Here is a 26,878-nt window from a genome sequence, read left to right as displayed (position 1 = left end):
ACCGCCCCACCTTCTCTACATCGCTGGCGCCTTAGAAGGGTGGCCGATCCAACGGCCTGAGTTCGCGTACTCCGCCTTGATCCCGCTCGTCTGCGGCAGGTTTTCCGCTTTGAATGCGGCGTCCCCGCCGCGCGCCTGCACGGCCGCGCTGTAAGCGGGGGGCGGGGGCGGGACATACGCTGCCGACTGCGCCGCCGCCTTGCGTTTCGCCGCCTCGTACGCCTGCGCCAGCAGGACGGGATCGGGCGCGGAGTCGGGGGTCAAGGCCTCGCTGCGCGGGTGCGGCGCAGCCATTGGCTCCCCGCCGCGGTAGCGCGCGGCGAAGGCTTCGGAGCGTCCGGCGAGCCCGCGCCACTTGTAGAACGTATGCAGCCCGATCGTCCCGACGTTCTGCAGGCTGGAGGCCCAGTATGGCAGCACGTACGTCGCGTGATAATGCGTGGCCAGGCCGATCGGCCGGTACACGTATCCCGCCAGCGATGCAGCGGCGACCGAGCGGGCGCGCGCCCATGTCGTCCGGGACGGAACCCGTGCCAGCGAGCCATCGCAGGTGAAGCTGAACTGGCACCCGGTGCGCCGCTCGCTGCCCTGGAATACCACCCCGCATACGCTGTTGGGATAGCTGGGATGCGCCACGCGGTTGAGGATCACTTGCGCCACCGCGCGCTGCCCCTCGGTCGGCTCGTTTGCCGCTTCGTAGTACAGCGCCAGCGTCATGCACTGTAGCGCGCGCGCCTTGTCGAGCCCGCTGCCGATCGCGGTGAACGCGCGGGCCGGGGCACCGGCTAGTGGCTCGTCCGCGTCGGAGTGCGCCCCGGTGTCGAGCGGCGGCGGCAAGTCGTCAGTGAGCGCCAGATCGTCCGACGGGGCCGCCGGCACATCCATCAGGTAGAAGAACGCCGACCCGGGAAAGCTTTCGCCCGGTGTCTCGAACGGCATCACGCGCGCCGCCGCCGGGCTGCCGGCATCGTCGAAAGCGCCCCATTCACCGGGCGCGGCCATCGCCGGCACGGCGATCGCCGCGGCGAGCGTGAGCAGCCGCCGCCCCCGGTGTGGACCGTCCAGCGTCAGCAGCGCACGCAGCCGGTCGATCGGCCGGGGAGGCCGCGGGCGGCGGGGCAGGCGAGGTGATGCGGGCAACATGGCTCCTTGGACAGCAAGTGCGCCTACGTCCGCACACCGGTTGGCGCGAGCGCGGTGACTGGCAGTGTCCCTTGGCGGAACAGCCCGCAGGGAATGGTTACCTCGCATGCCTCACCACCGGTTAACTTGCCTCAGGCCGCGCTGCCGCCTATGGGCGCCGCGACGTCATGGGTGCTCGCGAAAGCGGGCCTAAGAGGGAAGGGGGTGCGATGCCCCCGCTGCCCCCGCAACTGTGACCGGGGAGGCTGCCCCCAGATGCCACTGGGACACCGGGAAGGCGGGGGCAAGCTGGTAATCCGGGAGCCAGGAGACCTGCCGGTGATGGTCGTTCGAGCCGGCGGGCGGGGTGTACCGAAGGCAAGCGCAGGGGGGGCAGTTGCGGCCCGGCCTTCGTCATGAGCGACTTCGCACATGACAGGAGGATCAATGCCCAAGTATCTGTTTTTGCTTAGTGTCGCGGCGTGCGCTTCGTCTGCCGCGGCGCAGATTCCCGACACCGGGATCACCGTCACCGCGACCGGTACCCGCAGCGAGGTGGAAGTGTCCGGCCAGCCGGTCACCGTGATCGGGGAGGCGGAGATCGACGCGGTCCAGGGGGCCGACATCGCCCGGGTCCTGCGCCGCGCGCCGGGCGTCACCATCACCCGCAACGGCCCGCCGGGCGCCTTCACCGGCGTGCGCGTGCGCGGCGCGGCGGCCGAGCAGTTGCTGGTGCTTATCGACGGGGTCCGGGTCGCCGATCCGGCCGCGCCCGGCGGCGGGTTCGACTTCGGAAACCTGGCGGCGGGCGAGGTCGAGAAGCTTGACCTGCTGCGCGGCTCCAATTCCACCATCTGGGGATCGGATGCGATCGGCGGGGTGCTGCTCGTCACGACCCGCAACCGCCGCGGATTGACCGCCAGTGGCGAATACGGCGCGGACGACAGTAGCTATCTCACCGCCAGCGGCGGCGTGGGGAGCGACGCGTTCTTCCTCGGCGGATCGGCCGGGTGGCAGCGGACCGATGGCTTCTCGGCAGCGGCATCCGGCAGCGAGGCCGATGGGTCCGAACAGTGGTCCGGCAACCTGCGCGCCCGCGCCTACCTGTCGCCCGCGCTCGAACTGTTCGCGCTGGGGCGATATGTCGAAGGCGATCTCGATCTCGACGGATATCCGGCGCCCAGCTTCACCTTTGCCGACACCGACGAGCGCCAGCACACCCGGCAGTACACCGGTGCGGGCGGCGCGATCTACGACAGCGGGCCGCTGTACCTGCGCGGGGCTTACTCGTTCGCCGACACCGAGCGCGCGACGTTCGACACGCAGGACAGCGCCGCTCCCAACTACACCACCGATGGCCATTCGCAGCGGGTGGACCTGCGCGGGGAGTGGCGCCCGATCGGCCCGCTGATCGTGAACTTCGGCGGGGAGAGTGAGTGGACCCGCTTCGCCACCTCGTTCGACGCGGTGGAGCGGACCAGCATCTGGGGCGCTTACGCGCAAGCAGGAATCGAGTTGGGCAAGCTCGCCGCCCACGCCGGGCTGCGCCACGACCGCCACGCGCGGTTCGGCGGCGAGACCAGCATGGGAGCCGACGCCAGCTACGAAGTCGCACCAGACCTGCGGGTGCGCGCATCGTATGGCGAAGGGTTCAAGGCGCCGACGCTGTTCCAGCTGCTGAGCGACTACGGCAACGCCGCGCTCCAGCCCGAACGCAGCCGCAGTTTCGATGTCGGCCTCGCCTGGCGGACCCGGGCCGCGCCCACCTGGGGTGCGGTGACGCTGTACCGGCGCGACAGCAGCGACCTGATCGACTTCGTTTCCTGCTTCGGCGTGAGCGGCGGCATCTGCACCGGTCGCCCGTTCGGCACGTACGACAACGTCAGCCGCGCCCGCGCGCAAGGGTTCGAGGTCGAGTTCGGTCTTGCGCCGAGCGAACGGCTGCGGACCAGCGTCGCGTACAGCTATCTCGATGCGGAGGACCGCGCGACCGGCAACCGGCTCGCGCGCCGGCCGCGCCATGCGCTGACCGCGACCGCCGACTGGAGCGCGCCGTTCGGGCTCACGCTTGGCGGCGACGTCCGCCTGGTCGGCGACAGCTTCGACGATGCCGGCAACTTCACCGCGCTTGACGGTTATGTGCTGACCGACGTGCGCGCCAGTGTCCCGCTCGGCGACACGTTCGAGCTGTTCGGCCGCATCGAGAACCTGTTCGATGCGCGTTACACCGAAGTCGCCGGATACGGCACGCGCGGGCGGGCGGCGTTCGTGGGGGCGCGGGTCCGGCTGTGAGGGCCATGCTGGCCGCGCTGGCGCTGCTGGCGGGGTGCGCTGCGCCGCGGGCGGCCGCGCCCCCGGCCGCAGCGCCGCCCGCCCACCCGACGATCGTCAGCCTCAACCCGTGCACCGACGCGATCCTTGCCGAGGTCGCCGACCCCGCGCAGATCCTGGCGGTGAGCCATTACAGCCACGATCCGCGCGGCACGTCGATGGATCTGGCGCTGGCAAAGCGGTTCCGCGCAACCGGCGGGACCGTGGAGGAAGTGCTGGCGCTGAACCCGGACATGGTCGTCGGCACCACCTTCATGGACCCGGCGACACGCGGCGCACTGGCCGACCTCGACCTGCGGGTCGAGACGGTCGGGATCGCCTCGACCGTGGCTGACAGCCTTACGCAGGTTCGCCAACTGGCCGCGCTGGCCGGGCATCCCGAACGGGGCGAGGCGCTGGTCGCGCGGATCGAGGCGGCCCTGGCAGCCGCCCGTCCGTCCGGCGCGCCGATGCCTGCGATACTGTGGCAGCCGGGCGGCATCGTGCCGGGCGACGGCGCGCTGGTGAGCGAACTGATGCGCCGCACCGGCTTTGCCAACCACGCCGCGGCGCGCGGACTGGGGCAAGCCGATTACCTGTCGCTCGAGCGCCTGCTGAGCGATCCGCCGCGCGTGCTGCTGGTAGCGGGCAGCGAGCGCGGTCAGCACCACCCCGCGCTCCGGCACGTGCCGCAGTTGCAGCGCGCCGCGTTCGATCCGGCGCTGCTCTATTGCGGCGGGCCGACGATCATCCGGGCGGCGGGACGGCTGGCCCAGATCAGGGAAGGGCTGTCGTGACGCGCGCTGCCGTCATCCTCCTCGCCCTGATCGCGCTGGCCTTCCCGCTGTCGCTGCTGGCGGGGCGGGTGTGGGTCGATCCGTGGAGCACGCCCAACGCCGCCGCGATCCTGGCCGAACTGCGCCTGCCGCGCAGTCTCCTGGCGCTGATCATCGGGGGCGGGCTAGGGGCAAGCGGCGCCGCCATGCAGGGATACTTGCGCAACCCGCTCGCCGATCCGGGGCTGTTCGGGATCGCGCCGGGTGCGGCGCTGGGGGCGGTCGCCAGCCTGTGGTTCGGGTTCGCCGCCGCGCCCTACTTGCTGCCGGTCTTCGCGCTGGCGGGAGCAGCCGGCGCGATGGCGCTGCTGTCGCTGATCGCGGGGCGCACCCTCAGCGGGACAGGGGGCATCGCCCTGTTCACGCTGGCGGGCATGATGATCGCCAGCCTGGCGGGCGCGCTGACCAGCTTTGCCATCAGCCTTGCGCCCAATGCCTTTGCGATGAGCGAGATCGTTACCTGGCTGATGGGCGCGCTGACCGACCGGTCGTGGCGCGAGGTGTGGATTGCCCTCCCGCTGACGCTCGCCGGGATCGGCTGCCTGGCGATGGCCGCGCGCGATCTCGATGCGCTGGTGCTGGGGGACGGCGCGGCGCGCAGCCTGGGCATGGAGCCGCGCCGGATGCAGGGCTGGCTGATCGCGGGCGTGGGCCTGACGGTGGGCAGCGGGGTCGCGGTCGCCGGGATCGTCGGCTTCGTCGGGCTGATCGTGCCGCACCTCGTGCGCCCGTTGACCGACCGCCGGCCATCGTCGGTGATGCTGCCGAGCGCGCTCGCCGGCGCGTTGCTGGTGCTGGTGGCGGACTGCGTGTGCCGGGTGCTGCCGCTGGTGACGGAGCTGCGCCTCGGCATCGCGCTCAGCCTGGTGGGCGCGCCGTTCTTCCTGTGGTTGCTGCTGCGGATGCGCCTGGGCCGGCCAGGGGGGCTGGCATGATCCTGCGCGCGAACGATGTCTCGCTGGAAGGCCGACTCAATTCCCTATCTCTGGCGCTGGAGCCGGGGCGGATCACCGCGATCTGCGGCCCCAACGGCGCGGGCAAGTCGAGCCTGCTGCAGTGCCTTGCAGGATTGCTCCGCCCCGACACCGGATCGGTGGCTCTGGACGGTGCGGAGTTGCAGGAGGTGCATCCGCGCGAACGGGCGAAAGCGATCGGTTACCTGCCGCAGGACGGCGAAGTGGCATGGGATGTGGCCGTACGCACCCTGGTCGCACTGGGGCGCCTGCCGCACCGCGATAGGGGCACCGCGCAAGTGGACGGCGCTCTCGCCGCGCTGGACCTGATCGCGCTGGCGGATCGTCCGGTGTCGCGCCTGTCGGGCGGCGAGAAGGCGCGGGTGCTGCTGGCGCGTGTGCTGGCGGGGGCGCCGCGCTGGATCCTAGCCGACGAACCGCTCGCCGCGCTCGATCTCGCACATCAACTCAGCCTGCTGGCGCACCTTCGGCACGCGGCCGATGCCGGCGTTGGCGTGGTGCTGGTGCTGCACGACCTGGCGCTGGCGATGAACCATGCGGACCGCGTGGTGGTGCTGGACCGCGGTACGAAAGCGGCCGACAGCGCTCCCGAAGAAGCGCTGTCGGCCGCGATCATCCAGCAAGTCTGGGGCGTTCCCGCGCGCTGGCTGGGAGAGCCGGGCGCGCGGGCACTGGTGGCGGGACGCCCTCCCGCTTAGCCGGTCTCGTCACCGCTGCTCGGGATCGTGCTCGTTCCCGAGCCAGTGCCGCCGGTCAGGCCGAGCGCTTCGAGCATCGGCTGCACGTTGGGTTCGCGCCCGGTGAACGCCCGGTACATCTCGAAGTAGTCCTGCGTGCCGCCCTGGCTCAGCACCGTGCGGCGGAAGTGATCGCCGTTCTGCCGGGTCAGGCCGCCGTTCTCCATGAACCACTTGCGGCTGTCGCGGTCGAGCATCTGGGTCCACAGGTACGAATAGTACCCCGCCGAATAGCCCGCCGGATCGGAGAAGATGTGCCGGAAGTAGCTCGTCCGGTACCGGGGCGGCACCAGGTCCACCGCGAGGCCGAGTTCGCTGAGCGCGTTGTTCTCGAACGTGTTCACCGCCGCCGGGGTGTTGATCGCCGCCGCCTGCGCGGGGGTCAGCGCGTGCCACTTCATGTCGAGCAGCGCGGCTTCCACCACTTCGCCGAACTGGTAGCCCTGGTCGTACTTCGACGCCGCTTCCATCTTGGCGATCAGTTCCTGCGGGATCGGGGCGCCGGTCTGGTAATGCTTGGCGTAGTTGGCCAGCACTTCGGGGTGGCTGGCCCACATCTCGTGGACCTGGCTCGGGTATTCGACGAAGTCGCGCGCGGTCGCGGTGCCCGACAGGCTTTCGTATTTCTGGTTCGCGAAGAACCCGTGCAGCGCGTGGCCGAATTCGTGGAACGTCGTTTCCACCCAGTCGAAGCTGACGAGCTGCGGCTGGCCCTCGGGCGCCTTGGGGATGTTGAGCACGTTGTAGATCACCGGCTTGGTGCCGTTGAGCTTGGACTGCTCGACGAAGTTGCTCATCCACGCGCCGCCGCGCTTGTTGTCGCGCTGGAACGGGTCGAAGTAGAAGATGCCCAGCTGGCTGCCGTCGGCTTCGAACACGTCGTACACCCACACGTCGGGGTTGTAGACGGGCAGGTCGGTCCGCTGCTTGAAGCTGAGGCCGTAGAGCCGGTTCGACATGAAGAACACGCCGTCTTCCAGCACGCGGCGCAATTCGAAATACGGCTTCACCGCGTCTTCGTCGATCGCGTACTTCTTGGCCTTGAGCTTGTCGGCGTACATCGCCCAGTCCCACGGCTTGACGGTGAAGTTCTGGCCGCTGGCCTTGATCTCCGCATTCAGCGCGGCGGCGTCGCGCCGCTGGGTCGCCTCGAGCGCGGGGACCATCTGCTGCATGAAATCGAGCGCGGTCTTGGGATTCTTCGCCATGCGATCGTACATCTGGTACGTCGCCCAATCGGGCGCGCCGAACAGCGCGGCCTTCTGCGCGCGGAGCTGGACGATCTCGGCCACCAGCGCGCGGGTGTCGTTCTCGCCGCCCGTCTCGGCGCGGTTCCAGCTCGCGTTGAACAGCGCTTCGCGCGTAGCGCGATCGGTCAGCGTCGCGAGCGCTGGCTGCTGGGTGGTGTTCTGCAGGGTGATGACCTGCGCACCCGGCGCCCCGCGCTCGGTCGCCGCCTTCTTCGCGGCCGCGATGTCGGCATCGGACAGGCCGGCGAGCTTGGCTTCCTCGGTGATGACGAGCGCTGCGTCCTTGGTCGCCTGGGTCAGCCGCTGGCCGAACGTGGTGGTCGCGGCCGACAGACGGGTGTTGATGTCCTTGACCTGTTCCTTTTGCGCCGCGGTCAGCTGCGCGCCGGCGTGGACCATGCCTTCATACGTGTCTTCGAGCAGCTTGGCGTCCTCGGTGTCGAGGTTCAGCGCAGCGCGCCCGTCATACACCGCCTTGACCCGCTGGAAGAGCGCAGGGTTCAGGCTAATCGCATCGTAATGCTGGGTCAGCTTGGGGCTGATCTCGGCGTCGATCGCGTCCAGCGTGTCGTTGGTGTTGGCCCCGGTCAACGTGCCGAACACCCGGCCCACCCGGCCCAGCATCGCGCCCGATTGCTCCAGCGCGACGATCGTGTTTTCGAAGGTGGGCGCGGCGCGGTTGTTCACGATCGCCTGGATCTCGGCATCGTGGATCGCCATCGCCTGTTCGTAAGCAGGACGGAAGTCGCCGTCGGAAATCTTGCTGAAGTCAGGCGCGCGCAGCGGCAGCGTGCTGTCGGCGGCGAAGTAACCGGTCGCCTGCGGCAGGGCGACGGCGGGGCCGTCCATCGTGGTATTCTGCATCGTGCTGCATCCTGCGAGCAGCGAGCCGACAGCCGCTGCGACGAAAAGCCTGGTCATCTTCAAGTGAAATTCTCCCTGGGAACACGCAGGCCCGCGCGAGGCGGGTTGCGCTGTCAGCAACTACGCTTGAGCCGCGGATTGGTTGCCGCTGCAACCACTATGGCCGCAGCGGATATTGCACGACCGGCTCGTAGTGCGATCCCCCGGTGCCAAGGGTGCTCTCGACCAGTTGGAATGCGTCCACCGGCCATTCAGGCGTGCGGAGCGGTCCCGCCTGCGCCAGCCACGCGCCGGTCGGCCCGGCGGCGCCGCTCAGCCGGGCGAGCGTGACGTGGGCGGCGAACTTGCGTCCTTCGGGTGGCAGCCCGGCGCGCTGGCAGGCGCGTTCGACTTTCGCTTGCAGCGCGGCAAGATCGGGCGAGGGGGCGACCCCCGCCCATAGCGTGTGCGGCCGGCCCTTGCGCGCGAATTGACCCGTTCCGCTCAGCTTCAGCGCGAACGGGGCGGCGCGCACCCGGCCAAGCTCGGCGGCGAGGTCTTCCGCGTCAGGCGGCGGTATGTCGCCCACGAAACGCAGGGTCAGGTGCAACTGGTCGTCGCTCTGCCACCGCGCGCCCTCCACGCCGCCCATTAAATCGAACAGCGCGTCACGCACGGGTTCCGGCGGCCGCAGGGCGACGAACAGACGAGGCATGGCGCAGCTCCAGTCGGCGGCCGCGGTGGGTGCCCGCGGCCGCTGCGACCGTCTTTACCAGATCCGCGCGCGCTGTTCAGGCGGGATGTAGTTCTTGTCGCCCGGCTCCACGTCGAACGCCGCGTACCATGCATCCACGTTGCGCAGCGGGCCGATGGTGCGGAACCGTTCTGGGCTGTGCGGATCGGTGGTGACCTGGCTGCGCAGATCGTCCTCGCGCGCCTTGGACCGCCACACCTGCGCATAGGCGAGGAAAAACCGCTGGTCGCCAGTCAGCCCGTCGATCACCGGCGCTTCCTTGCCGCCCAATGACTTGTGATAGGCATCGTAGGCCACGAGCACGCCGGCGAGATCGGCGATGTTCTCGCCCATCGTCAGTTCCGGGTTCACGAACGCGCCCGGCACGGCTTCGTATTTCGCGTACTGATCGCCGAAGACCTTGGCCTCTTTCTCGAACCGCGCGGCGTCCTGCGGAGTCCACCAGTCGCGCACCGCGCCGTTGGCGTCGATCTTGCGGCCCTGGTCATCGAACCCGTGGCTGATCTCGTGACCGATCACGACGCCGATCGCGCCATAATTGACCGCCGGATCGGCGTAAGGATCGAAGAACGGCGGCTGCAGGATTCCGGCCGGAAACACCATCTTGTTCTCCAGCCCGCCGTTGTAGGCGTTCACCGTCTGCGGGTTCATGACCCACTTCTTCTTGTCGACCGGCTTGCCAAGATCGCTCATCGCATAGTCGGCGTTGAACTTGGTCGCGTTCCTGACGTTGTCGTACAGGCTGGTGGGCGACACCTGGAGCCCGTCGAAGTTGCGGAATTCGTCGGGATTGCCGACCATGACCTGCATCTTCTCCAGCTTCTCCAGCGCGGCATCCTTGGTGGCGGAGCCCATCCAGTCGTTGCCGCGGATGCGGTCCGCCATCGCCAGCTTCAGGTTACGGACCAGCTCCTCCATCCGGGTCTTGGCGACCGCGGGGAAGTATTCGGCCACGTATGCCGCTCCCACCAGCTCGCCCAGCGAGGTGTTGACGTTGGTGATCGCCCGCTTCCACCGCGGCTGCTGTTCGCTGACACCCGACAGCGTGCTGGTGAAGGCAAAGCGGCTGTCGACCATCTGCTTGTTCAGATAGGGCGAGGCCTGGTGCGCGACGTGGAACTGCTCCCACAGCTTCAGCGTGTCGAGATCGGTGCTGGCGTACAGCTCCGCCAGCGCCTTGATCGCGGTGTTCTCGTTGACGATGATCCGGTCCTGCGGCGGGATGCCCGCGCCCTGGAAATAAGCGTTCCAGTCGATCCCCGGTGCGTACGCGGCCAGCTGCGCGCTCGACATGGGGTTGTTGATCTTGCCGATGTCGCGCCGGTCGGCGATCGGCCACGAAAGCTGCGCCACGTACGTCTCGAACGCCAGCACCTCCTGCGCCGAGACGGCGGGATTGGCCACGCCGATGGCGCGGAAGGTCCGCTCGATATAGTCCTGGTACGCGGCGCGCTGCTTGGCGAACTGCGGGTTGAAGTAGTAATCGCGCTCCGGCAGTCCCAGCCCGCTCTGGCCGAACCACAGCACGTTCATTTCGGGATTGCCGGTGTCGGCATAGGGCCCGCCGCCGAACAGGGTGGTCCCGAACTTGTCGTAGGTTGAGCCCATGAAGCGGGCGAATTCCGTCTTGTCACCGATGGCGCGGACGCGGGCGATGTCCTGCATCAACGGGGCGACACCGGCGCGCTCCACCGCGGCCTCGTCCAGAAACGTGCGGTAGAGCATCCCGTACTTGGTCTGCGCGGCGGATTGCGCGGTGACGAGATCGCGCACCTGTTCCTGCGAGCGTTCGCCCAGGTCGACGAACGATCCGGTGGAAGCCCGGTCCGCCGGGATATCGGTCCGGTCGATCCACGCGCCGCTGGCGTAGCGTTCGAAATCGTCGCCCGGCCTGGCGCTGAGATCGCGCGTGGTGAGGTCGAGCCCGTAATCGCCGATCGCCGCCTGTCCGGTGACGACGATCTGTTCGTTGTCAGCAGCGCTGGTGTTCTGCGCCAGCGCCGGCGCGGCGGCGAGCGACAGGCCGAGCGCCGTGGCGGTGGCTAGCATGGATTTGAAGCTGGTCATGTGATCCGGTCCCCTGGGTATCGACACGTGGTTGGCGCCGCGCATGCGGCCGCGCAAGTAATTGGTGGTGAAACCGGTTCGGCGGCCCGGGCGAGGGCTGGTCGACCAGCGGGCCAGCTCACCCGACGAACGCGGGCGCCCATGCTGCGGCCCGAGCCGGCGGCGCCAGACGTTGCATTCCGGACCCCGACCCCCACATCGCACGTTCGGCGGGGGAGGGCGTCCCGCGCATCTCTTGACACTCGCGAACGAAACCGGAACACGCTACCCCTATGTCTCTCACTCAGATCAGCGTGCGTGGCGCCCGCGAACATAATCTCAAGGGCATCGACATCGATCTGCCGCGCGATGCGCTGATCGTCATCACCGGGTTGTCCGGCTCCGGCAAGTCGAGCCTCGCGTTCGACACGATCTATGCCGAAGGGCAGCGGCGCTATGTCGAGAGCTTGAGCGCCTACGCGCGCCAGTTTCTTGAGATGATGCAGAAGCCCGATGTCGAGCATATTGACGGCCTCAGCCCCGCCATCTCGATCGAGCAGAAGACCACGTCGCGCAACCCGCGCTCGACCGTGGCGACAGTGACCGAAATCTACGATTACATGCGCCTGCTGTGGGCGCGGGTCGGGGTGCCATATTCGCCCGCCACCGGCTTGCCGATCGAGGCGCAGACGGTGTCCAACATGGTCGACCGGGTGATGACCCTGCCCGAAGGCACGCGCGCCTATCTGCTCGCGCCCGTGGTGCGCGGCCGCAAGGGCGAATACCGCAAGGAACTGATCGAGTGGCAGAAGGCCGGCTACACCCGCGTGCGCATCGACGGCGAGATGTACGAGATCGGCGAGGCGCCGGCGCTCGACAAGAAGTTCAAGCACGACATCGAAGTGGTGGTCGATCGTCTCGCCGTGCGCGAGGGGATCGAAACGCGGCTGGCCGACAGTTTCGAACAGGCGCTGAAGCTGGCCGAAGGGCTGGTCTATTTCGACCTGGCGGACGGCGTGGTCCCGGGGCGCGAGGCCGAGGGCGAGGCGGGCGGCGCGATGAAGGGGGCGGGACTCCCCGCCAACCGGATCGTGTTCTCCGAAAAGTTCGCCTGCCCGGTCAGCGGCTTCACCATCGAGGAGGTCGAGCCGCGGCTGTTCTCGTTCAACGCCCCGCAGGGCGCGTGCCCGGCGTGCGATGGCCTGGGCGAAAAGCTGCTGTTCGACCCGCAGCTGGTAGTGCCGAACGAGCACCTCAGCCTGAAGCAGGGCGCGGTGGTGCCGTGGGCCAAGTCCAACCCGCCGAGCCCGTACTACATGCAGGTGCTGAGTAGCCTGGCAAAGGAGTTCGGCTTCGACCTCACCACCCCGTGGGAGGCGCTGGGGGAGGACAACCAGACCGTCATCCTCCACGGCACCAAGGGCAAGGCCGTGCCGCTCACCTTCAAGGACGGGCGCAAGGAATACACCGTGCGCAAGGCGTTCGAGGGGGTGATCGGCAACCTCAACCGCCGGATGCTGCAGACCGAAAGCGCGTGGATGCGCGAGGAGCTGGGCAAGTACCAGACCGCTCAGGCGTGCGAGACCTGCCTCGGCAAGCGGCTCAACGACAAGGCATTGAGCGTCAAGATCGCCGGGACCGACATCGCCACCCCCACGCAGATGAGCGTGACGATGGCCAAGGACTGGTTCCTCGCCCTGCCGGACCAGCTGACTGACACCCAGAACCAGATCGCCCGCGCGATCCTGAAGGAGATCAACGAGCGGCTGGGCTTCCTCGACAACGTCGGGCTCGACTACCTCAACCTCGATCGCACCAGCGGCACGCTGTCGGGCGGGGAGAGCCAGCGCATCCGCTTGGCGTCCCAGATCGGCAGCGGACTATCGGGCGTGCTCTACGTGCTCGACGAACCCTCGATCGGCCTCCACCAGAAGGACAACGACCGCCTGCTGCTCACGCTCAAGCGGCTGCGCGACCTCGGCAACACGGTGATCGTGGTCGAGCACGACGAGGACGCGATCCGCACCGCCGACCATGTGGTCGATCTGGGCCCCGGCGCAGGCGTGCACGGGGGCGAGATCGTCGCGCAGGGCACGCTGAAGCAGGTGCTCAAGGCGAAGAACAGCCTCACGGCTGACTACCTCACCGGCCGCCGCCAGATCGCGATCCCGGCCCAGCGCCGCCCCGGCAACGGCCAGCACATCACCGTCCACGGCGCGCGGGCGAACAACCTGCGCAATGTCACCGCCAGCATCCCGCTCGGCACGTTCACCTGCATCACCGGGGTCAGCGGATCGGGCAAGTCGAGCTTCACCATCGACACGCTCTATGCCGCCGCCGCGCGCACGCTGAACGGCGCGCGGGTGATCGCGGGCGCGCACGACCAGGTGACGGGGTTCGAATACTGCGACAAGGTGATCGAGATCGACCAGTCGCCGATCGGCCGCACCCCGCGCTCCAACCCGGCGACCTACACCGGCGCCTTCACCCAGATCCGCGACTGGTTTGCAGGGTTACCCGAAAGCGCCGCGCGCGGGTACAAGGCGGGTCGCTTCAGCTTCAACGTCAAGGGCGGCCGGTGCGAGGCGTGCCAGGGCGACGGGCTGATCAAGATCGAGATGCACTTCCTGCCCGACGTCTACGTCACCTGCGAGGAATGCCACGGCAAGCGCTACAACCGCGAAACGCTGGAGGTGAAGTTCAAGGGCCTCTCCATCGCCGACGTGCTCGACATGACGATCGAGGACGCGGAGGAGTTCTTCAAGGCCGTCCCCCCGATCCGGGACAAGATGCACATGCTGAACGAAGTCGGCCTCGGCTACGTCAAGGTCGGCCAGCAGGCGACCACGCTGTCGGGCGGCGAGGCGCAGCGGGTGAAGCTGGCCAAGGAACTCAGCCGCCGCTCCACCGGGCAGACGCTCTACATCCTCGACGAACCGACCACCGGCCTGCATTTCGAGGACGTGCGCAAGCTACTCGAAGTGCTCCAGCGCCTGGTCGACCAGGGCAACAGCGTGGTGGTGATCGAACACAACCTCGACGTGATCAAGACCGCCGACTGGATCGTCGACCTCGGCCCCGAAGGCGGCGTGCGCGGCGGGGAGATCGTGGCGGAAGGCACGCCGGAGGACGTGGCGAAGGAGCCACGAAGTTACACAGGGCACTACCTGCGGCCGATGTTGGAGAAGGCGGGGGGGGCTGCGCGAGCGAATGAGTGAGGGGGTGGGGTGAGCGTAGAGAAGTCTCGACGGTCGACGAAGCGGTCGCGACGGAAGGACTCGAAAAGGGCGGAAGACGGTGCGAGGCATCGTCCGCCGCGCGAAGAAGCAGTCGTATTGGATGATCTTAGACGCTTATCACAAAGCCCTGGTTTCGTTCATGCTTTGGCGACTCTAACTTTCCAAAGCAATGTGATTACTGCTGTTGATGATTTTACAGTCGATGATTTTCTGAAAATCTACAGCCCAGATCGATTAATCCGTAACGAAACTAACTTGCTGATCGGCCTGATGTTATCCGGCGCGGTTGACCCAACCCTTCAAGATCCATCCGTCACCACCGCTTATGTCGACGACGCGATCGCGCTCTTAGAGGAATTGCATCAGGCCATAATTGCTCAAGGGCATGAAGTGTTCTTTGGGGCGCTTCAAGCCCATCGAGCGGGAGACGAGAAAGCTAATCCTCTCCGTAGCGGCGTCCTCCTCAGAGAGGGTATTTTCTACGGTGGTGAATCAGCATTTCCATTCCAATATGAGGCGCTCGCTCGAGAACGATATGCCCCTGACGCAGCTTGGCTTCAGAAAAATATGGGTTTCGACATTGGTGAGGCGGCCGATGTGCTGACCGCCATCCGAAAGATTGGCTCAGACAAGTTTCAGACGCATCAGCGGACACTTAGGCAGCAGGGACCTACAGAATGGACTTGGCTGCCGATCTTTGGCTTTTCGATAGATGAGATAATCAATCTCGTACCGCTGAGCCGTGCAAAGGTGGAAAAGATCGTCGAGGCGTTCACCATCACGGAGCTAGACCCTGAGCTTAAAATCTCAAGAGTTGGCTCTTACAATAAGGCAGCTACGCACCCACTAACGCGGCTCAAAAATGGCGCGCTACTTTCCTTTCTCGAGTATGGAGCAATGGCGGCCTTATACGAAAATCCGTTTTATTGGATTTCCAAAGATAAACGGTACTTAGGGGAGCATTCTCAGACCCGAGGCCATTTCGCCGAGAGATTTGTCGAGCTTACGTTCTGTAAGGTGTTTCCAACCGACTTTGTATACAGAAATGTGGTTTTTAAGAACGATGCGGGAAATGCCATTGGCGAAGCCGATGTCATCCTATTCTATGGATATCGCGCATTCATCGTTCAAGCGAAGTCTAAGAGGCTAACCCTCGCGTCATGGGAAGGCGACGATCAGGCGATCGCTCAAGATTTTCAAAAGGCGGTTCAGGAAGCTTACGATCAGGCTGTAGACTGCGCAACCTTTCTCAGGGATGGAGTGAAAGCTTTCGTCGATGACGTCGAGATCGACATTGCCAAGCATGGCAACGTACGGGAGTACTTTCCTATTTGTATCACTAGTGAACACTACCGGCGCTTGCAAATCAAAGTACTACAAGTCTCAACCTCCGGGAGGAGAAAAAGCTAAATTTACCTCTAGTTACAGACGTTTTTACACTCGACGTAATGGCGGAAATGTTATCAACGCCATTGTATTTTACGGACTACCTCGTGAAGCGTGCCAAATCGATGGGGATTTTGCAGGTTTCACATGAGTTGGTTGCTCTCTCTTCCTACATCAAAATGAACCTGCATGTCGAAGAGAATCACTTTGTAGCTTTGGCTGACGACTTCATGGTCGAGCTGGATTTAGCTATGGCTGTCCGTCGCATTGGAATCCCTGGTCAGGCGACGCCCCAAGGACAACTTACGCGATTTGAGGGCACTCCGACGGGAAACCTGCTCGACTACATCAATAAGTCAAACCGTCCTGACGTACATCGATTAGGGGAGATTTTTCTTTCTATGGACGGCGAGGCCGCTAATGTTCTCAACCGAGGCCTCCGCAAGATAATGAGTATGACCCTAGCTGATAGTAAGCATCATGATTTCTCGATCGCTCTGAAGGGCGGCGGGGGGATTTCGGTCCATTGCAATCTCGAAACCCGGGAGAATGCTCGGACCACTCTTCTGAATCATTGCGAAATGCGTAAGTATGCTCTCAAGGTCGACCGCTGGTACGGGATCACTATCGATCCGCATGGTTCCCCTGTCATGATGACTGGCTTAGAATTCCCATGGGTCATCGATGCTGCACTGGAAAGACAGGTAGCGCCCTATCGCCAACGGAACCTCGAAAGATCGCCTTTCTTGAAACGGAAGGTTGGACGCAACGATGCTTGTCCTTGTGGGAGCGGGAGGAAATTCAAAAGGTGTTGTTTGAATTAGTTGGCTCTCACCGAGGAACCCGGATAGCTCCTCGCGAGCGCAGGGCTACTGCGCCAGCTACTCCTCGCGGTTGTGTTCAAACCCCCGCGTCCCCGCAAACGCCGGCAGCCAGTCCTCTCGCCGCACGGTCCAGCTTTCGTAGGTCGGGGTGAAGCGGCTCGGTTCGTCGAGGGTGCCGAGGTGGACTTCGATCTCGTCGTCCCAGCGGGCGAACACCGATCCGCCGCAGGTGGGGCAGAAGTGGCGATGCTTCCAGTGGCGGGTCTCGCCGGTCACGCGCACCGCTTCTGCCCGAAGATCGCCGCGGCGTGGAACACCGCGCTCCCCGCGCAAACCGCTGTCCTACAGGCCCCCGCATGCCATAGATGGTGCGATTCGCATGGCCTTTCGAGTGAAGGCGCCTCAACCCTTGAAGGATGCGGATCGATGACCCCTGCCTCTCTGCCCGCCGTGATCGACCAGCCGGGCGCCGCGCCGCCGCCGGTCCAGCGGAGCTTCCCCCGGCCGCTGCAGACCGCTTTCCTCCACGCGCTGGCGGACAGCGGCAGCGTGCGCGCGGCGGCGCGCGGGGTGGGGGTGTGCTATCGCACCGCCTACCGCGCGCGGCGCAGCGATCCGGTGTTCCGGCGGTTGTGGGACGGCGCGCTGCTCGCCGCGCGGCCGCAGGCGGAAGAGGTGCTCGCGACCCGCGCGATCGACGGGGTGGAGGAGGAGGTGTGGTATCACGGCGAGGTCGTCGCCACCCGCCGCCGCTATGACGCGCGGCTGCTGCTCGCGCACCTCGGCCGGCTCGACAAGCTGGCGGACGATGCCGATGCGGCGGCCCTGGCAGGCGACTTCGACGACGCGCTGGACCGCTTCGCCAGCGGCGAACCAGCGGCGCACGGGGAGGGGGCAGGTTCCTCGCCAGAACAGTGTGACACGTGTGACACTTCGGGCGACGCGGAGGCCGCTCCGCCCCCGGCTCCGCCCGCCGCGCCGTCTTCCGGAGCAGAGCTGCAATGGTGCGAGCATACCGGCACGATGGTGCCGCGGGTCGATCGCCTGCTCAACGCGATGGACGCCGCCCGCCCCGCCGGTGCGCGCCTGCCTGGCGAGATCTACGGCTATCCCTCGGGCGCGGTGGAGGCCGAGCAGATGGCCGCGTTCGAGGCGCAGGTGGCGCGGTGGTGGCTGGTCGTCCCGCCCGGCGAGCACGACGACCCGGAGGAGTGGACCTTTACCGAGGAGCTGACGCCCTGGGAGCCGCTGGCCGGGGCCGGGTGACCCGCCCCGCGGCCTAGCGCCCGAACTTGCGCTGCGTCTTGCCGTAGCGGGTCTTGCGGGTGCCGGGCTTGCCTTCGTTGCTGCGGCCCACCACCGGCGCGGTCGGCTGGGTGCCATCGGGCAAGCCCAGCTCGTCCGCCTCCAGCCGGCGGATCTCGTCGCGCAGGCGGCCCGCGGTCTCGAACTCCAGGTCGGCGGCGGCGGCGCGCATCCGTTTTTCGAGGTCCTGGATGTAGGCGCGCAGGTTGTGCCCGACGAGGTTGTTGCGCTCGTCATCGCCGGTGCCGATGACCACGCTGTCCTGGCTCGCGGTGTGGGCGACGATGTCCTGGATGTCGCGGCGGATGGTGGTGGGGGTGATGCCGTGTTCGGCGTTGTATTCCTGCTGCCGGGCGCGGCGGCGGTCGGTCTCCGCCATCGCCCGCTCCATGCTGCCGGTGATCCGGTCGGCGTAGAGGATGACCTTGCTGTCCACGTTGCGCGCCGCGCGGCCGATGGTCTGGATGAGGCTGGTTTCGGAGCGGAGGAAGCCTTCCTTGTCGGCGTCGAGGATGCAGACCAGCCCGCACTCGGGGATGTCGAGCCCCTCGCGCAGCAGGTTGATGCCGATGAGGACGTCGTACACGCCCAGCCGCAGGTCGCGGATCAGCTCGATCCGTTCCAGCGTCTCTACGTCGGAGTGCATGTAGCGGACGCGAACGCCCTGCTCGTGCATAAACTCGGTCAGGTCCTCCGCCATCCGCTTGGTCAGCGTGGTGACCAGGGTGCGGAAGCCCTGCTTGGCGGTTGCCTTGCATTCGGCGATGCAGTCCTGGACCTGGTCCTCGATCGGGCGGATTTCGACCGGGGGATCGATCAGGCCGGTGGGGCGAATGACCTGTTCGGCGAACACGCCGCCGGTCTGCTCCATCTCCCAGTTTCCGGGCGTGGCGCTAACCGCGAACGTCTGCGGGCGCATCGCGTCCCATTCGTTGAAGCGCAACGGGCGGTTGTCGATGCAGCTGGGCAGGCGGAAGCCGTATTCGGCCAGCGTCAGCTTGCGGCGGTGGTCGCCCTTGGCCATCGCGCCGATCTGGGGAACGGTCTGGTGGCTTTCGTCGACGAACAGCAGGGCGTTGTCGGGCAGGTATTCGAACAGCGTCGGCGGCGGCTCGCCGGGCAGGCGGCCGGTGAGGAAGCGGCTGTAGTTCTCGATGCCGGCGCAGCTTCCGGTGGCGGCGATCATCTCGAGGTCGAAATTGGTCCGCTGCTCCAGCCGCTGCGCTTCCAGCAGGCGGCCCTCGGCGTGGAGCTCCTTAAGGCGTTCCTCCAGCTCGAACTTGATGGCGGCGCTGGCCTGCTTCATCGTCGGGCCGGGGGTGACGTAGTGCGAGTTGGCGTAGACCCGCACGCTGGAGAGGCTGGCGCCCTTGGTGCCGGTGAGCGGATCGAACTCGCTGATCTCCTCGATCTCGTCACCGAAGAAGCTGACGCGCCAGGCCATGTCCTCGTAGTGCGAAGGAAAGATCTCCAGGCTGTCGCCGCGCACGCGGAAGTTGCCGCGCTGGAAGGCGGCATCGTTGCGCTTGTACTGGAGGGCAACGAGCTTGCGGATGATCTCGCGCTGGTCGGCGCTGGCGCCCTTCTTGAGATCGAAGATCATCGCCGAGTACGTCTCGACCGATCCGATGCCGTAGAGGCACGAGACCGAGGCAACGATGATCACGTCATCGCGCTCCAGCAGGGCGCGGGTGGCCGAGTGGCGCATCCGGTCGATCGCCTCGTTCACCGAGCTTTCCTTCTCGATGTAAGTGTCCGACCGGGGTACGTAAGCTTCGGGCTGGTAGTAGTCGTAGTAGCTGACGAAATACTCGACCGCGTTGTTGGGAAAGAAGCTTTTGAACTCGCCGTAGAGCTGGGCGGCGAGGATCTTGTTCGGCGCGAGGATCAGGGCGGGGCGCTGCAGCTCTTCGATGACCTTGGCCATCGTGAATGTCTTGCCCGACCCGGTCACGCCCAGCAGAACCTGGGTCTGGTCGCCGTCCCGCGCCGAGGCGGTCAGCTCCGCGATCGCGGTCGGCTGATCGCCGGCGGGTTGATACTCGCTGATCAACTCGAACCGCCGGCCGCCCATCGACTTCTCGGGCCGGGCGGGCTTGTGCGGTACGAATTTGTCGGAGGTGTCGGGCTCCTCGAGCCCGCGGCGGATGACGAGTTCGGCCATGCCGCGCGATATGGGGAACGAAACGGGCACGGGCAAGTGATTGCGCTTTCCGGCGTCCTGCCGCAGTCTCGCGATGAATCCCGTCGTTCTCTGGAGCCCTTGATGAAGAAGCATTCTCTCGTTGCCGCCGCCTGCCTGGCGTTCGGGGTTGCCGGCTGCGGGAACGAGGCGGACGAACCACCGCAGCCGAAGAGCGCCGCCGCGGTGCTGTCGGAGGCTGGCAAGCTGGAGAAGCCGGAGCCGGGACAGTATCAGACCACGGTCAAACTGCTGGAATTCTCCGTACCCGGACTTCCGCAGAGCCAGGCCGAAAAGCTGAAATCGATGATGGGCAGCAACATCGGCGATCAAAGCTCGACCTACTGCCTGACCGCCGAAGACGCAGAGAAGGGCTTTGAGGACATGATCCGTAAGTTGAGCGAGGGGCAGGGCGGCCTCACCTGCGAATTCGCCCGCTTCGATGTCAACGGCGGCAAGATCGGTGCGGAAATGACCTGCAAGGGTGCACAGGGCATGCAGTCGGCGATGACGTTGGAGGGCACCGCCACCGCGCAGAGCACCTCGATGCGAATGGCCATGACCCAGTCGGCGGCCATGTTGCCGGGCGGTGAGGTGAAGATGGATCTGCAGCTGGATTCCCGCCGCATCGGGGAGTGTCCCTCCGCTCGATGAAACCCCTGCGGACCGCCAGCGTTGATCGACCGAGAAATGAAAGGATGCGGTGCGTGGCCTCACGGTTCGATTACCAGATGCTGGGGGGGCAGTTCGCGGGCGCGCGGGGCGCCTTGCGGCATCGCATCGCGCTCGCGCGGGAAGATTGTCCCGAAGGCGTCGGCGGACCGCCGCTGAGGCGATTGGTGGGGGAGCTCGAGTGGTTGGTGGAACCGGCCCGCCGAGCGTTCCGCCGGTATGAACCGGCGGCCGCGCGTCGTCCGCGCACTGTCATGCTGCTACCCGGGTTTGCCACGCATCCGGTGCGCATGCGCTACATGGCGCGGCGGCTTGAGGCGGCGGGGCACCGGGTGAAGCGCTGGGGCCTGGGCTTCAACTGGGGTCCGACCGAAGGCAACATCGCCTCGCTCGAAACGCGCCTCGAAGATCTTGCGGCCCGCCATGGAGAGCCCGTCGCGCTGGTCGGCTGGAGCCTGGGCGGGTTGTTTGCGCGCGAGCTCGCGAAGCGGCGGCCGGGCGAGGTTGCCAAGGTGGTGACGATGGGCTCCCCGTTTTCGTGGAGCCCGCGGGCGAACAATGTCTGGCGGGCGTACCATCTGGTCACCGGCCACCGGGTCGAGGAACCGCCGGTCGCGGTGGAGCTGTCTGCCAAGCCGCCCGTGGAGACGGTCGCGCTGTGGAGCCCGCGCGATGGCATCGTCCATCCGCGCGCGGCCTGCGGTGCACCGGGAGAACGTGACCGGGCGGTGGCGGTGCGCTGCACGCACATGGGCTTTGCCTATGATCCGCGCGCCATCGATGCCGTGCTCCGCGAGCTCGACCGGTAAGCGCCTCGATGTCGAAATACTTGCTGCGCTTGCGCCGCGCTGCGTTAATGACGCGCTGCAACAAGTCACCCGGAGGCAGATGAACGGCGCGGACGCACCTTTCGACGAGATGCGCGAACCCACGGGAGAGGTGCGACCGGCGTATGCCGCGTACGGCCGGTGGCTCGACGAGCAGAATCCCGGCTGGCTGAAGCGCAAGCACCTCGAAGCCGAAGGCGTGTTCCGTCGCACCGGGATCACGTTTAACGTGTATGGCGAGGATGCGGCCGAAGAGCGCCTGATCCCGTTCGACATGGTCCCGCGCATCGTATCCGCTAGCGAATGGCGCCGGCTGAGCCGCGGCATCGAGCAGCGCGTCCGCGCGCTCAATGCCTTCATCCACGATCTCTATCACCGGCAGGAGATCATCCGGGCCGGGCGCGTCCCGGAGCGGCTGTTCCGCGACAACGCGGCATGGCTGCCCAACATGGTCGGGTTCACCCCTCCGGGCGGGGTCTACACCCACATCGTGGGGATCGACCTGGTGCGCACCGGGCCGGACGACTTCTTCGTGCTGGAAGACAACGCCCGGACCCCCAGCGGCGTGTCGTACATGCTGGAGAACCGCGAAACGATGATGGCGATGTTCCCTGACCTTTTCACCCGCGTCGGGGTGGAAACGGTCAGCGACTATCCCACGCGGCTCGCCCGCAGCCTCGCCGCGTGCGCGCCGCCGGCTACCACGGGCAAGCCGGTGGTCGCGGTGCTGACACCGGGGATCTACAATTCGGCTTACTACGAGCACGCGTTTCTCGCCGATCAGATGGGCGCCGAACTGGTGGAAGGCAGCGACCTGCGCGTGGTGGGCGGCCGGGTCGCAATGCGCACGACCGGCGGGTACCAACCGATCGACGTGCTCTATCGCCGGGTCGATGATGAATATCTCGACGCGCTGACCTTCAATCCTGACAGCGTGCTGGGCGTGCCGGGCATCATGGACGTCTATCGCGCCGGGGGGATCACTATCGCCAACGCGCCGGGCACCGGGGTGGCGGACGACAAGGCGGTGTATTCGTTCATGCCGGAGATCGTCGAGTTCTACACCGGCGAGAAGCCGCTGTTGCCCAATGTCGAAACGTTCCGCTGCGCCGATCCGGACAGCCTGAAATACGTGCTCGATAACCTCGCCCAACTCGTGGTGAAGGAAGTCCACGGGTCTGGCGGCTACGGCATGCTGGTGGGCCCGGCGGCAAGCCGGCGCGAACTCGCGGCCTTCCGGCGCAAGCTGATCGCGCGGCCGGAGAACTACATCGCGCAGCCAACCCTGGCGCTGTCCACCTGCCCGGTGTTCACCCGCAAGGGACTGGCCCCGCGCCACGTCGACCTCAGGCCGTATGTGCTGGTCTCGCCCAACACGATCGACATCACGCCGGGCGGGCTCACCCGCGTGGCGCTGAAGCCGGGCAGCCTGGTGGTCAATTCCTCGCAGGGCGGAGGAACGAAGGACACCTGGGTGCTGAAGGACTGATATGCGAGCCTCCGCCCCATGCTAGGCCGTACCGCGCACCGGCTGTTCTGGATGTTCCGCTATCTCGAGCGGGCGGAGAACACCGCCCGCCTGCTGGATGCGGGCCTGCGCATGGCCCTGACGCGCGACCTGATCTCTGCCGAGGAAGAATGGCGCTCGGTCATCCATGCCGCGGGTCACAGCAGTGCCTACGGCAAGAAGCACGGCACTTATACGGGCATTCAAGTGTGGAATTACATCCTGCGCGACAAGGACAATGCAGGCAGCGTGCTGGCGATGATGCGCGAAGTGCGCACCAACGCGCGCGGTGTCCGCAATGCCATCAGCGGGGAACTGTGGGGCGTGGTCAACGAAAGCTGGATGGCGCTGGACGACAAGTTGTCACGCCCGGTCACCCAGGGGAACGTGGGCGAGATCATTTCCATGGTTCGCCGAACCGGGACCCTGGCTCATGGCGCGATGGCCAATTCGATGCTGCGCGATGCGGGCTACGACTTCGCGCGCGCAGGCACGCTGGTGGAACGGGCGGATAACACCGCGCGCATCCTCGACATGAAATACTACCTGCTGCTGCCGTCACTCAGTTATGTCGGCACCACGGTGGACAGTGGGCAGTGGGACCAGATCCTGCGCTCGGTCGCGGGGGACCGGGCCTATCGCTGGCTTAACGCGGGGCAGACCGATCCGCGCGGCATCGTGCAGTTTCTGGTGCTCGACGAACGGTTTCCGCGCAGCTTGGCCTACAGCCACTCCCAACTGCGTGAGAACCTCGCATCACTGGCGCGGATTCACGGCGGGGAGGGGCAGAGCAACGTCCTGATCGAACGCTCGGCCGGAGAGCTGGCGAGGTTGCGGATCGGCGAAGTGTTTGAGACTGGCCTGCACGAATTCCTGGGTGAATTCGAACGGTGCAATGCCGCGATTGCCCGGACCATCGCTGAAGATTACCGGTTCCTGGCCTAGGGAGGGAATACAGCCTGATGCGCCTCTCGATCAGCCACACCACGCGGTATCGGTTCGACCAGCCGGTTTCGCACGCGCTCCAGCGGCTCCGCCTGACCCCGAAGGCAACCCAGGGCCAGACGATCCACGACTGGCAGATGGATTTCACCAACGCGGCGCAGGAACTGGAGTACGAGGACCAGCATCACAACCATGTGACGCTCGTCGCGCTGGAACCCGGTGCGACGGAGGTGGTGATCACCTGCCACGGTGTCGTGGAAACCAACGACAAGGCCGGGATCATCGGACGCCATGCCGGGCACCTGCCGTTGTGGAGCTTCGTCGGCCAGACCGATCTGACCCGGGCGGGGCCGCGCCTGCGCTACCTTGTGCGGGGGCTTGAAGCACCAGATCGCAGCCGGCTCGATTTTCTCCACGCGCTGTCGGACGAGATCCGCCGGCAAGTTGTCTATGCGACCGGCACCACCGGCGTCCGAACGACGGCCGAGCAGGCGCTGGAGGCCGCGACCGGCGTGTGCCAGGATCACAGCCATATCTTCATTGCCGCCGCTCGGATGACCGGAATTCCGGCGCGCTATGTCTCAGGCTATTTGATGATGAACGACCGCGTCGACCAGGAGGCGACCCATGCCTGGGCGGAGGCGCACGTCGACGGCCTGGGCTGGGTGGGCTTCGATGTCTCCAACGGCATCAGCCCGGATACCCGTTATGTGCGCGTGGCCACGGGACGCGACTATCGCGATGCGGCGCCGATAACCGGCATCAGCTATGGCGCCGCGACAGAGGACCTCAACGTGGTCGTGGCGGTTGAACAGCAGCAACAGCAGCAGTGAGGCGCCAACGGGAAAAGCGGGCCCGGTGGGCGGCTGATTGGGGAGCTAGATGACGTATTGCGTGGGAATGGTGCTCGACAAGGGGCTGGTGATGATGAGCGACACCCGCACCAATTCGGGTGTCGACAACATCTCGGTGTTTCGCAAGATGATCAGCTGGCAGGTCGCCGGCGAACGGATCATCACGGTAATGACCGCGGGGAACTTGGCGACGACCCAGGCTGTGATCAGCCAGCTGGAAGAACGTGACAAGCAACCGGGCGAACGGCACAACACCGTCTTCGAGGCCAAGACGATGTTCCAGGTCGCGACCGAGATCGGCCGGCTCCTGCGCAAGACGATCGAGGAGCGGCAGGGGGCGAACGGCGTGGCAGGGCAGGGCCGCTTCACCGGCTCGATCATCGTGGCGGGCCAGATCAAGGGGATGGAGCCGCGCCTGTTCCTGATCTACCCCGAAGGCAATTTCATCGAGGCGAGCTGGGACACGCCCTTCTTTCAGATCGGGGAAACCAAGTACGGCCGTCCGATCCTGATCCGTGCGTATGACCGGGAGATGAGCTTCGAGGACGCGGTCAAGCTGCTGTTGGTGAGCTTCGACTCCACGCTCAAGGCGAACCTGTCGGTCGGATTGCCGCTCGACCTGATGGTGATCGAAAGGGATGCCTTTGCCGCCACGCACGAGCGGCGGATCACGCATGACGATCCATACTATCACGCGATAGCGAACGGGTGGGGAGAAGCCTTGAAAGACGCCTTCACCGGGCTGCCCGATTACAGCTTCTTCACGCCTGACCAAGCAGGCGGTTGACGCTTACACGCCGAGGTCATGAATAAAAATACCCCGAAATGGAGGTAAAGCGTTGAGAGCGCTGGCTGAGGCCATCAGGACTTATCCCTAGCCGGGAGCACCTAGTTCCGCTCCAATGTCGAAGAACCTGCGATAGGCCGGCGCGGGTATTCACGGCACCTGACGTGCCATGAACGAACGGCACATCATCCACTTCGTCGAACCCGATACGCGGCTTCGCGCCGATCTTGCCCGGGTCACATTTGCCGCCGGCCATCACGCAGAAGTCTATGCCGCCTTGGCGGAACTGGCGGACCATCCCCCGCAGCGCGGCATCATTGTCCTGCGGGACGATGCCGACGCCAGCACGGTCCGTGAACGGCTCGACCTGCTGGCGGGACGCGGGTTGTGGCTGCCAGCCGTGGTGATGGGTGTGCAGCCCACGACCGACCGGATCGTCGCCGCGATCAAGGCGGGCGCGCTCGACTATCTGCCGCTGCCCCTTGTGCCCGCCCGTCTCGAGGCGATGCTGGCGAATATAGGCGACGAAGCCCACGCGCATGCCGAGGCCCGCCGCCGGATGGTCGAAGCGCGCAGCCGTATCGGCAGTCTGTCGGCGCGGGAGCGCGAGGTGCTGGACTGGTTGACCCGGGGAAGCAGCAACAAGACGATCGCGCGGGAACTGGCGATCAGCCCCCGTACGGTCAAAATCCACCGCGCCAACATGATGCACAAGCTGGGCGCCGCGCATCCGGCTGATGCGGTGCGCTTGCAGATCGAAGCGCGGCTGAGCGAGGATCGGCAACGCGCCAGTTAGCGGCAGAACCCGCCCTGCCGACCGCTCTCGACATGGAAGTGGTCCCTGTGTGCGGCGTTGTAATCCGGGCCGAGCACAGTGCCGAAGCGCTTGCAGGCGCTCAGGTGGACGAGCCGAAGGAACCGCTGCCTCGCCACATCGCCGCCGCTCCAATCGTCCAGCACGCTGATGCGGCGACCGTCGGCCAGCACGAATGCCGAAACGTCGATCGCGTTGGCGGTCGCGTGCGCCGATCGCCGACCGCTGCCGGCGACATCGCGGCAGGAATAGCTGCCGAAGGTTTCGATCCGCGCGAGCGGGCTGCCGAGAACCTGGCGCGCTGCCCGGTCCACTCCAAAGCGGGCCCAGGCAGCGGTGGTCTCCGCCAAGGGGCAGCTGACCGGACCCAGATTGGTCAGCCGAAACTCGCCGACGTCACCGTGGACGGCGCTCAGATTGACAGTGCTCAGGGTGGAACAGCCCGCGCCATAGTATCGATCAGCCACCGGCGAAACGTTCGCACCCCTGGCTCCCAGATCGGCGAGGCATTGCCGCTGTTCGCCGCTCACAGCGACAGGGCGCGGCGCCTGAGTCGGGGGCCTGGCGGGCGCGCGGCCGTCGGGCACCAGGCTGCCGCAGCCGGACAGCGCGAAGGCGAGGACAAGGACGGCGAGGCGCTTCATGAGCGGCAAACTCACCCCGA

Annotated in this window: 22 protein-coding genes and 1 riboswitch; of the genes, 15 read left to right on the top strand and 7 right to left on the bottom strand. The window is 66.3% G+C overall.

From position 1 onward, the window contains the following. Positions 1–15: 15 nt before the first annotated feature. The gene (locus E0504_RS10175) at positions 16–1,140 is read right to left on the bottom strand and encodes a cell wall hydrolase (RefSeq protein ID WP_207912440.1); all 1,125 of its coding nucleotides are present in this window, start codon (positions 1,138–1,140) and stop codon (positions 16–18) included. 155 nt (positions 1,141–1,295) lie between these two features. Further along, a riboswitch (cobalamin riboswitch) is annotated at positions 1,296–1,478 on the top strand. Positions 1,479–1,569: 91 nt separating this feature from the next. Here E0504_RS10175 and E0504_RS10170 point away from each other — a divergent pair. Genes E0504_RS10170 through E0504_RS10155 form a run of 4 tightly spaced genes read left to right on the top strand, consistent with a single transcriptional unit; the run spans position 1,570 to position 5,940 of the window. Next, positions 1,570–3,414, top strand: a complete 1,845-nt coding sequence (locus E0504_RS10170; protein WP_131623619.1) for a TonB-dependent siderophore receptor — start codon at positions 1,570–1,572, stop codon at positions 3,412–3,414. A gap of 5 nt (positions 3,415–3,419) precedes the next feature. After that, the gene (locus E0504_RS10165; protein WP_131623617.1) at positions 3,420–4,229 is read left to right on the top strand and encodes an ABC transporter substrate-binding protein; all 810 of its coding nucleotides are present in this window, start codon (positions 3,420–3,422) and stop codon (positions 4,227–4,229) included. Next, positions 4,226–5,203 carry an iron ABC transporter permease gene (locus tag E0504_RS10160; RefSeq protein WP_131623615.1) on the top strand — a complete coding sequence of 326 codons (978 nt, stop codon included), beginning with the start codon at positions 4,226–4,228 and terminating at the stop codon, positions 5,201–5,203. Before E0504_RS10165 ends, E0504_RS10160 begins: the two co-directional genes overlap by 4 nt. Next, positions 5,200–5,940 carry an ABC transporter ATP-binding protein gene (locus E0504_RS10155; protein WP_131623613.1) on the top strand — a complete coding sequence of 247 codons (741 nt, stop codon included), beginning with the start codon at positions 5,200–5,202 and terminating at the stop codon, positions 5,938–5,940. The genes E0504_RS10160 and E0504_RS10155 overlap by 4 nt, the downstream gene beginning before the upstream one ends. Here the strand turns inward: E0504_RS10155 and E0504_RS10150 are convergent. From E0504_RS10150 to E0504_RS10140, 3 genes are all read right to left on the bottom strand, one after another. After that, positions 5,937–8,150, bottom strand: coding sequence for a M3 family metallopeptidase (locus E0504_RS10150; protein ID WP_207912439.1), 2,214 nt, complete (start codon positions 8,148–8,150; stop codon positions 5,937–5,939). The genes E0504_RS10155 and E0504_RS10150 overlap by 4 nt on opposite strands. Before the next feature lie 100 nt (positions 8,151–8,250). After that, the gene (gene thpR, locus E0504_RS10145) at positions 8,251–8,787 is read right to left on the bottom strand and encodes an RNA 2',3'-cyclic phosphodiesterase (RefSeq protein WP_131623611.1); all 537 of its coding nucleotides are present in this window, start codon (positions 8,785–8,787) and stop codon (positions 8,251–8,253) included. Positions 8,788–8,841: 54 nt separating this feature from the next. After that, positions 8,842–10,938, bottom strand: a complete 2,097-nt coding sequence (locus E0504_RS10140) for a M13 family metallopeptidase (RefSeq protein WP_207912438.1) — start codon at positions 10,936–10,938, stop codon at positions 8,842–8,844. 227 nt (positions 10,939–11,165) lie between these two features. Between E0504_RS10140 and uvrA the strand changes: the two genes are divergently transcribed. The 3 genes from uvrA to E0504_RS10125 all read left to right on the top strand — a co-directional run bounded on the left by uvrA (position 11,166) and on the right by E0504_RS10125 (position 16,321). Further along, positions 11,166–14,090 (top strand): excinuclease ABC subunit UvrA, encoded by a 2,925-nt coding sequence (uvrA, locus tag E0504_RS10135; protein WP_131623609.1) that lies wholly within the window; start codon positions 11,166–11,168, stop codon positions 14,088–14,090. Positions 14,091–14,099: 9 nt separating this feature from the next. Next, the gene (locus tag E0504_RS10130; protein ID WP_131623607.1) at positions 14,100–15,521 is read left to right on the top strand and encodes an NERD domain-containing protein; all 1,422 of its coding nucleotides are present in this window, start codon (positions 14,100–14,102) and stop codon (positions 15,519–15,521) included. An 83-nt stretch (positions 15,522–15,604) separates the two neighbouring features. Beyond that, positions 15,605–16,321 (top strand): YecA family protein, encoded by a 717-nt coding sequence (locus E0504_RS10125; protein ID WP_165938461.1) that lies wholly within the window; start codon positions 15,605–15,607, stop codon positions 16,319–16,321. A gap of 57 nt (positions 16,322–16,378) precedes the next feature. Here the strand turns inward: E0504_RS10125 and E0504_RS51260 are convergent, their stop codons facing one another. Then, positions 16,379–16,597, bottom strand: a complete 219-nt coding sequence (locus tag E0504_RS51260) for a GFA family protein (RefSeq protein WP_207912437.1) — start codon at positions 16,595–16,597, stop codon at positions 16,379–16,381. A 150-nt stretch (positions 16,598–16,747) separates the two neighbouring features. Between E0504_RS51260 and E0504_RS10115 the strand changes: the two genes are divergently transcribed. Further along, on the top strand, positions 16,748–17,587 hold the full coding sequence (locus E0504_RS10115) for a hypothetical protein (protein ID WP_131623603.1): 840 nt from the start codon (positions 16,748–16,750) through the stop codon (positions 17,585–17,587). A 13-nt stretch (positions 17,588–17,600) separates the two neighbouring features. Here E0504_RS10115 and uvrB read toward each other — a convergent pair whose 3' ends face one another. After that, the gene (uvrB, locus tag E0504_RS10110) at positions 17,601–19,790 is read right to left on the bottom strand and encodes an excinuclease ABC subunit UvrB (protein WP_131623945.1); all 2,190 of its coding nucleotides are present in this window, start codon (positions 19,788–19,790) and stop codon (positions 17,601–17,603) included. A 102-nt stretch (positions 19,791–19,892) separates the two neighbouring features. Between uvrB and E0504_RS10105 the strand changes: the two genes are divergently transcribed. The 7 genes from E0504_RS10105 (at position 19,893) to E0504_RS10075 (ending at position 26,196) form a co-directional block, all read left to right on the top strand. Next, on the top strand, positions 19,893–20,462 hold the full coding sequence (locus E0504_RS10105) for a DUF3617 domain-containing protein (protein ID WP_131623601.1): 570 nt from the start codon (positions 19,893–19,895) through the stop codon (positions 20,460–20,462). 77 nt (positions 20,463–20,539) lie between these two features. Continuing rightward, on the top strand, positions 20,540–21,289 hold the full coding sequence (locus tag E0504_RS10100; protein WP_131623944.1) for a triacylglycerol lipase: 750 nt from the start codon (positions 20,540–20,542) through the stop codon (positions 21,287–21,289). A 79-nt stretch (positions 21,290–21,368) separates the two neighbouring features. Beyond that, positions 21,369–22,796 (top strand): circularly permuted type 2 ATP-grasp protein, encoded by a 1,428-nt coding sequence (locus E0504_RS10095; RefSeq protein WP_131623599.1) that lies wholly within the window; start codon positions 21,369–21,371, stop codon positions 22,794–22,796. A gap of 18 nt (positions 22,797–22,814) precedes the next feature. After that, positions 22,815–23,759 carry an alpha-E domain-containing protein gene (locus tag E0504_RS10090; RefSeq protein ID WP_131623597.1) on the top strand — a complete coding sequence of 315 codons (945 nt, stop codon included), beginning with the start codon at positions 22,815–22,817 and terminating at the stop codon, positions 23,757–23,759. Between the two features lie 17 nt (positions 23,760–23,776). Continuing rightward, entirely contained in the window at positions 23,777–24,592 is an 816-nt protein-coding gene (locus tag E0504_RS10085; protein ID WP_131623595.1) for a transglutaminase family protein, read from the top strand. A gap of 49 nt (positions 24,593–24,641) precedes the next feature. Then, positions 24,642–25,400 carry a proteasome-type protease gene (locus E0504_RS10080; RefSeq protein WP_131623589.1) on the top strand — a complete coding sequence of 253 codons (759 nt, stop codon included), beginning with the start codon at positions 24,642–24,644 and terminating at the stop codon, positions 25,398–25,400. Between the two features lie 169 nt (positions 25,401–25,569). Beyond that, the gene (locus tag E0504_RS10075; RefSeq protein WP_131623587.1) at positions 25,570–26,196 is read left to right on the top strand and encodes a response regulator transcription factor; all 627 of its coding nucleotides are present in this window, start codon (positions 25,570–25,572) and stop codon (positions 26,194–26,196) included. Here the strand turns inward: E0504_RS10075 and E0504_RS10070 are convergent. Further along, a complete protein-coding gene (locus E0504_RS10070) occupies positions 26,193–26,858 on the bottom strand; it encodes an extensin family protein (protein ID WP_131623942.1) in 666 nt (221 codons plus the stop codon). The two genes, E0504_RS10075 and E0504_RS10070, sit on opposite strands and share 4 nt — an antisense overlap. Between the last annotated feature and the right edge of the window lie 20 nt (positions 26,859–26,878).

The organism is Parafrankia sp. BMG5.11, from assembly GCF_004337455.1.
Note: the sequence above shows the minus strand (reverse complement) of the source record. Positions and strands in the feature narration are given on the sequence as shown.

What these genes read in the sequence shown, in the direction of transcription:
- E0504_RS10100 (WP_131623944.1), top strand. Translation starts at nt 20,540, where the DNA reads ATGCTGGGGGGGCAGTTCGCGGGCGCGCGGGGCGCCTTGCGGCATCGC.
- E0504_RS10070 (WP_131623942.1), bottom strand. Translation starts at nt 26,858, where the DNA reads ATGAAGCGCCTCGCCGTCCTTGTCCTCGCCTTCGCGCTGTCCGGCTGC.
- E0504_RS10085 (WP_131623595.1), top strand. Translation starts at nt 23,777, where the DNA reads ATGCGCCTCTCGATCAGCCACACCACGCGGTATCGGTTCGACCAGCCG.
- E0504_RS10105 (WP_131623601.1), top strand. Translation starts at nt 19,893, where the DNA reads ATGAAGAAGCATTCTCTCGTTGCCGCCGCCTGCCTGGCGTTCGGGGTT.
- uvrA (WP_131623609.1), top strand. Translation starts at nt 11,166, where the DNA reads ATGTCTCTCACTCAGATCAGCGTGCGTGGCGCCCGCGAACATAATCTC.
- E0504_RS10115 (WP_131623603.1), top strand. Translation starts at nt 16,748, where the DNA reads ATGACCCCTGCCTCTCTGCCCGCCGTGATCGACCAGCCGGGCGCCGCG.
- uvrB (WP_131623945.1), bottom strand. Translation starts at nt 19,790, where the DNA reads ATGGCCGAACTCGTCATCCGCCGCGGGCTCGAGGAGCCCGACACCTCC.
- E0504_RS10140 (WP_207912438.1), bottom strand. Translation starts at nt 10,938, where the DNA reads ATGCGCGGCGCCAACCACGTGTCGATACCCAGGGGACCGGATCACATG.
- E0504_RS10150 (WP_207912439.1), bottom strand. Translation starts at nt 8,150, where the DNA reads ATGACCAGGCTTTTCGTCGCAGCGGCTGTCGGCTCGCTGCTCGCAGGA.
- E0504_RS10095 (WP_131623599.1), top strand. Translation starts at nt 21,369, where the DNA reads ATGAACGGCGCGGACGCACCTTTCGACGAGATGCGCGAACCCACGGGA.
- E0504_RS10080 (WP_131623589.1), top strand. Translation starts at nt 24,642, where the DNA reads ATGACGTATTGCGTGGGAATGGTGCTCGACAAGGGGCTGGTGATGATG.
- thpR (WP_131623611.1), bottom strand. Translation starts at nt 8,787, where the DNA reads ATGCCTCGTCTGTTCGTCGCCCTGCGGCCGCCGGAACCCGTGCGTGAC.
- E0504_RS10155 (WP_131623613.1), top strand. Translation starts at nt 5,200, where the DNA reads ATGATCCTGCGCGCGAACGATGTCTCGCTGGAAGGCCGACTCAATTCC.
- E0504_RS10170 (WP_131623619.1), top strand. Translation starts at nt 1,570, where the DNA reads ATGCCCAAGTATCTGTTTTTGCTTAGTGTCGCGGCGTGCGCTTCGTCT.
- E0504_RS10075 (WP_131623587.1), top strand. Translation starts at nt 25,570, where the DNA reads ATGAACGAACGGCACATCATCCACTTCGTCGAACCCGATACGCGGCTT.
- E0504_RS10090 (WP_131623597.1), top strand. Translation starts at nt 22,815, where the DNA reads ATGCTAGGCCGTACCGCGCACCGGCTGTTCTGGATGTTCCGCTATCTC.
- E0504_RS10165 (WP_131623617.1), top strand. Translation starts at nt 3,420, where the DNA reads ATGCTGGCCGCGCTGGCGCTGCTGGCGGGGTGCGCTGCGCCGCGGGCG.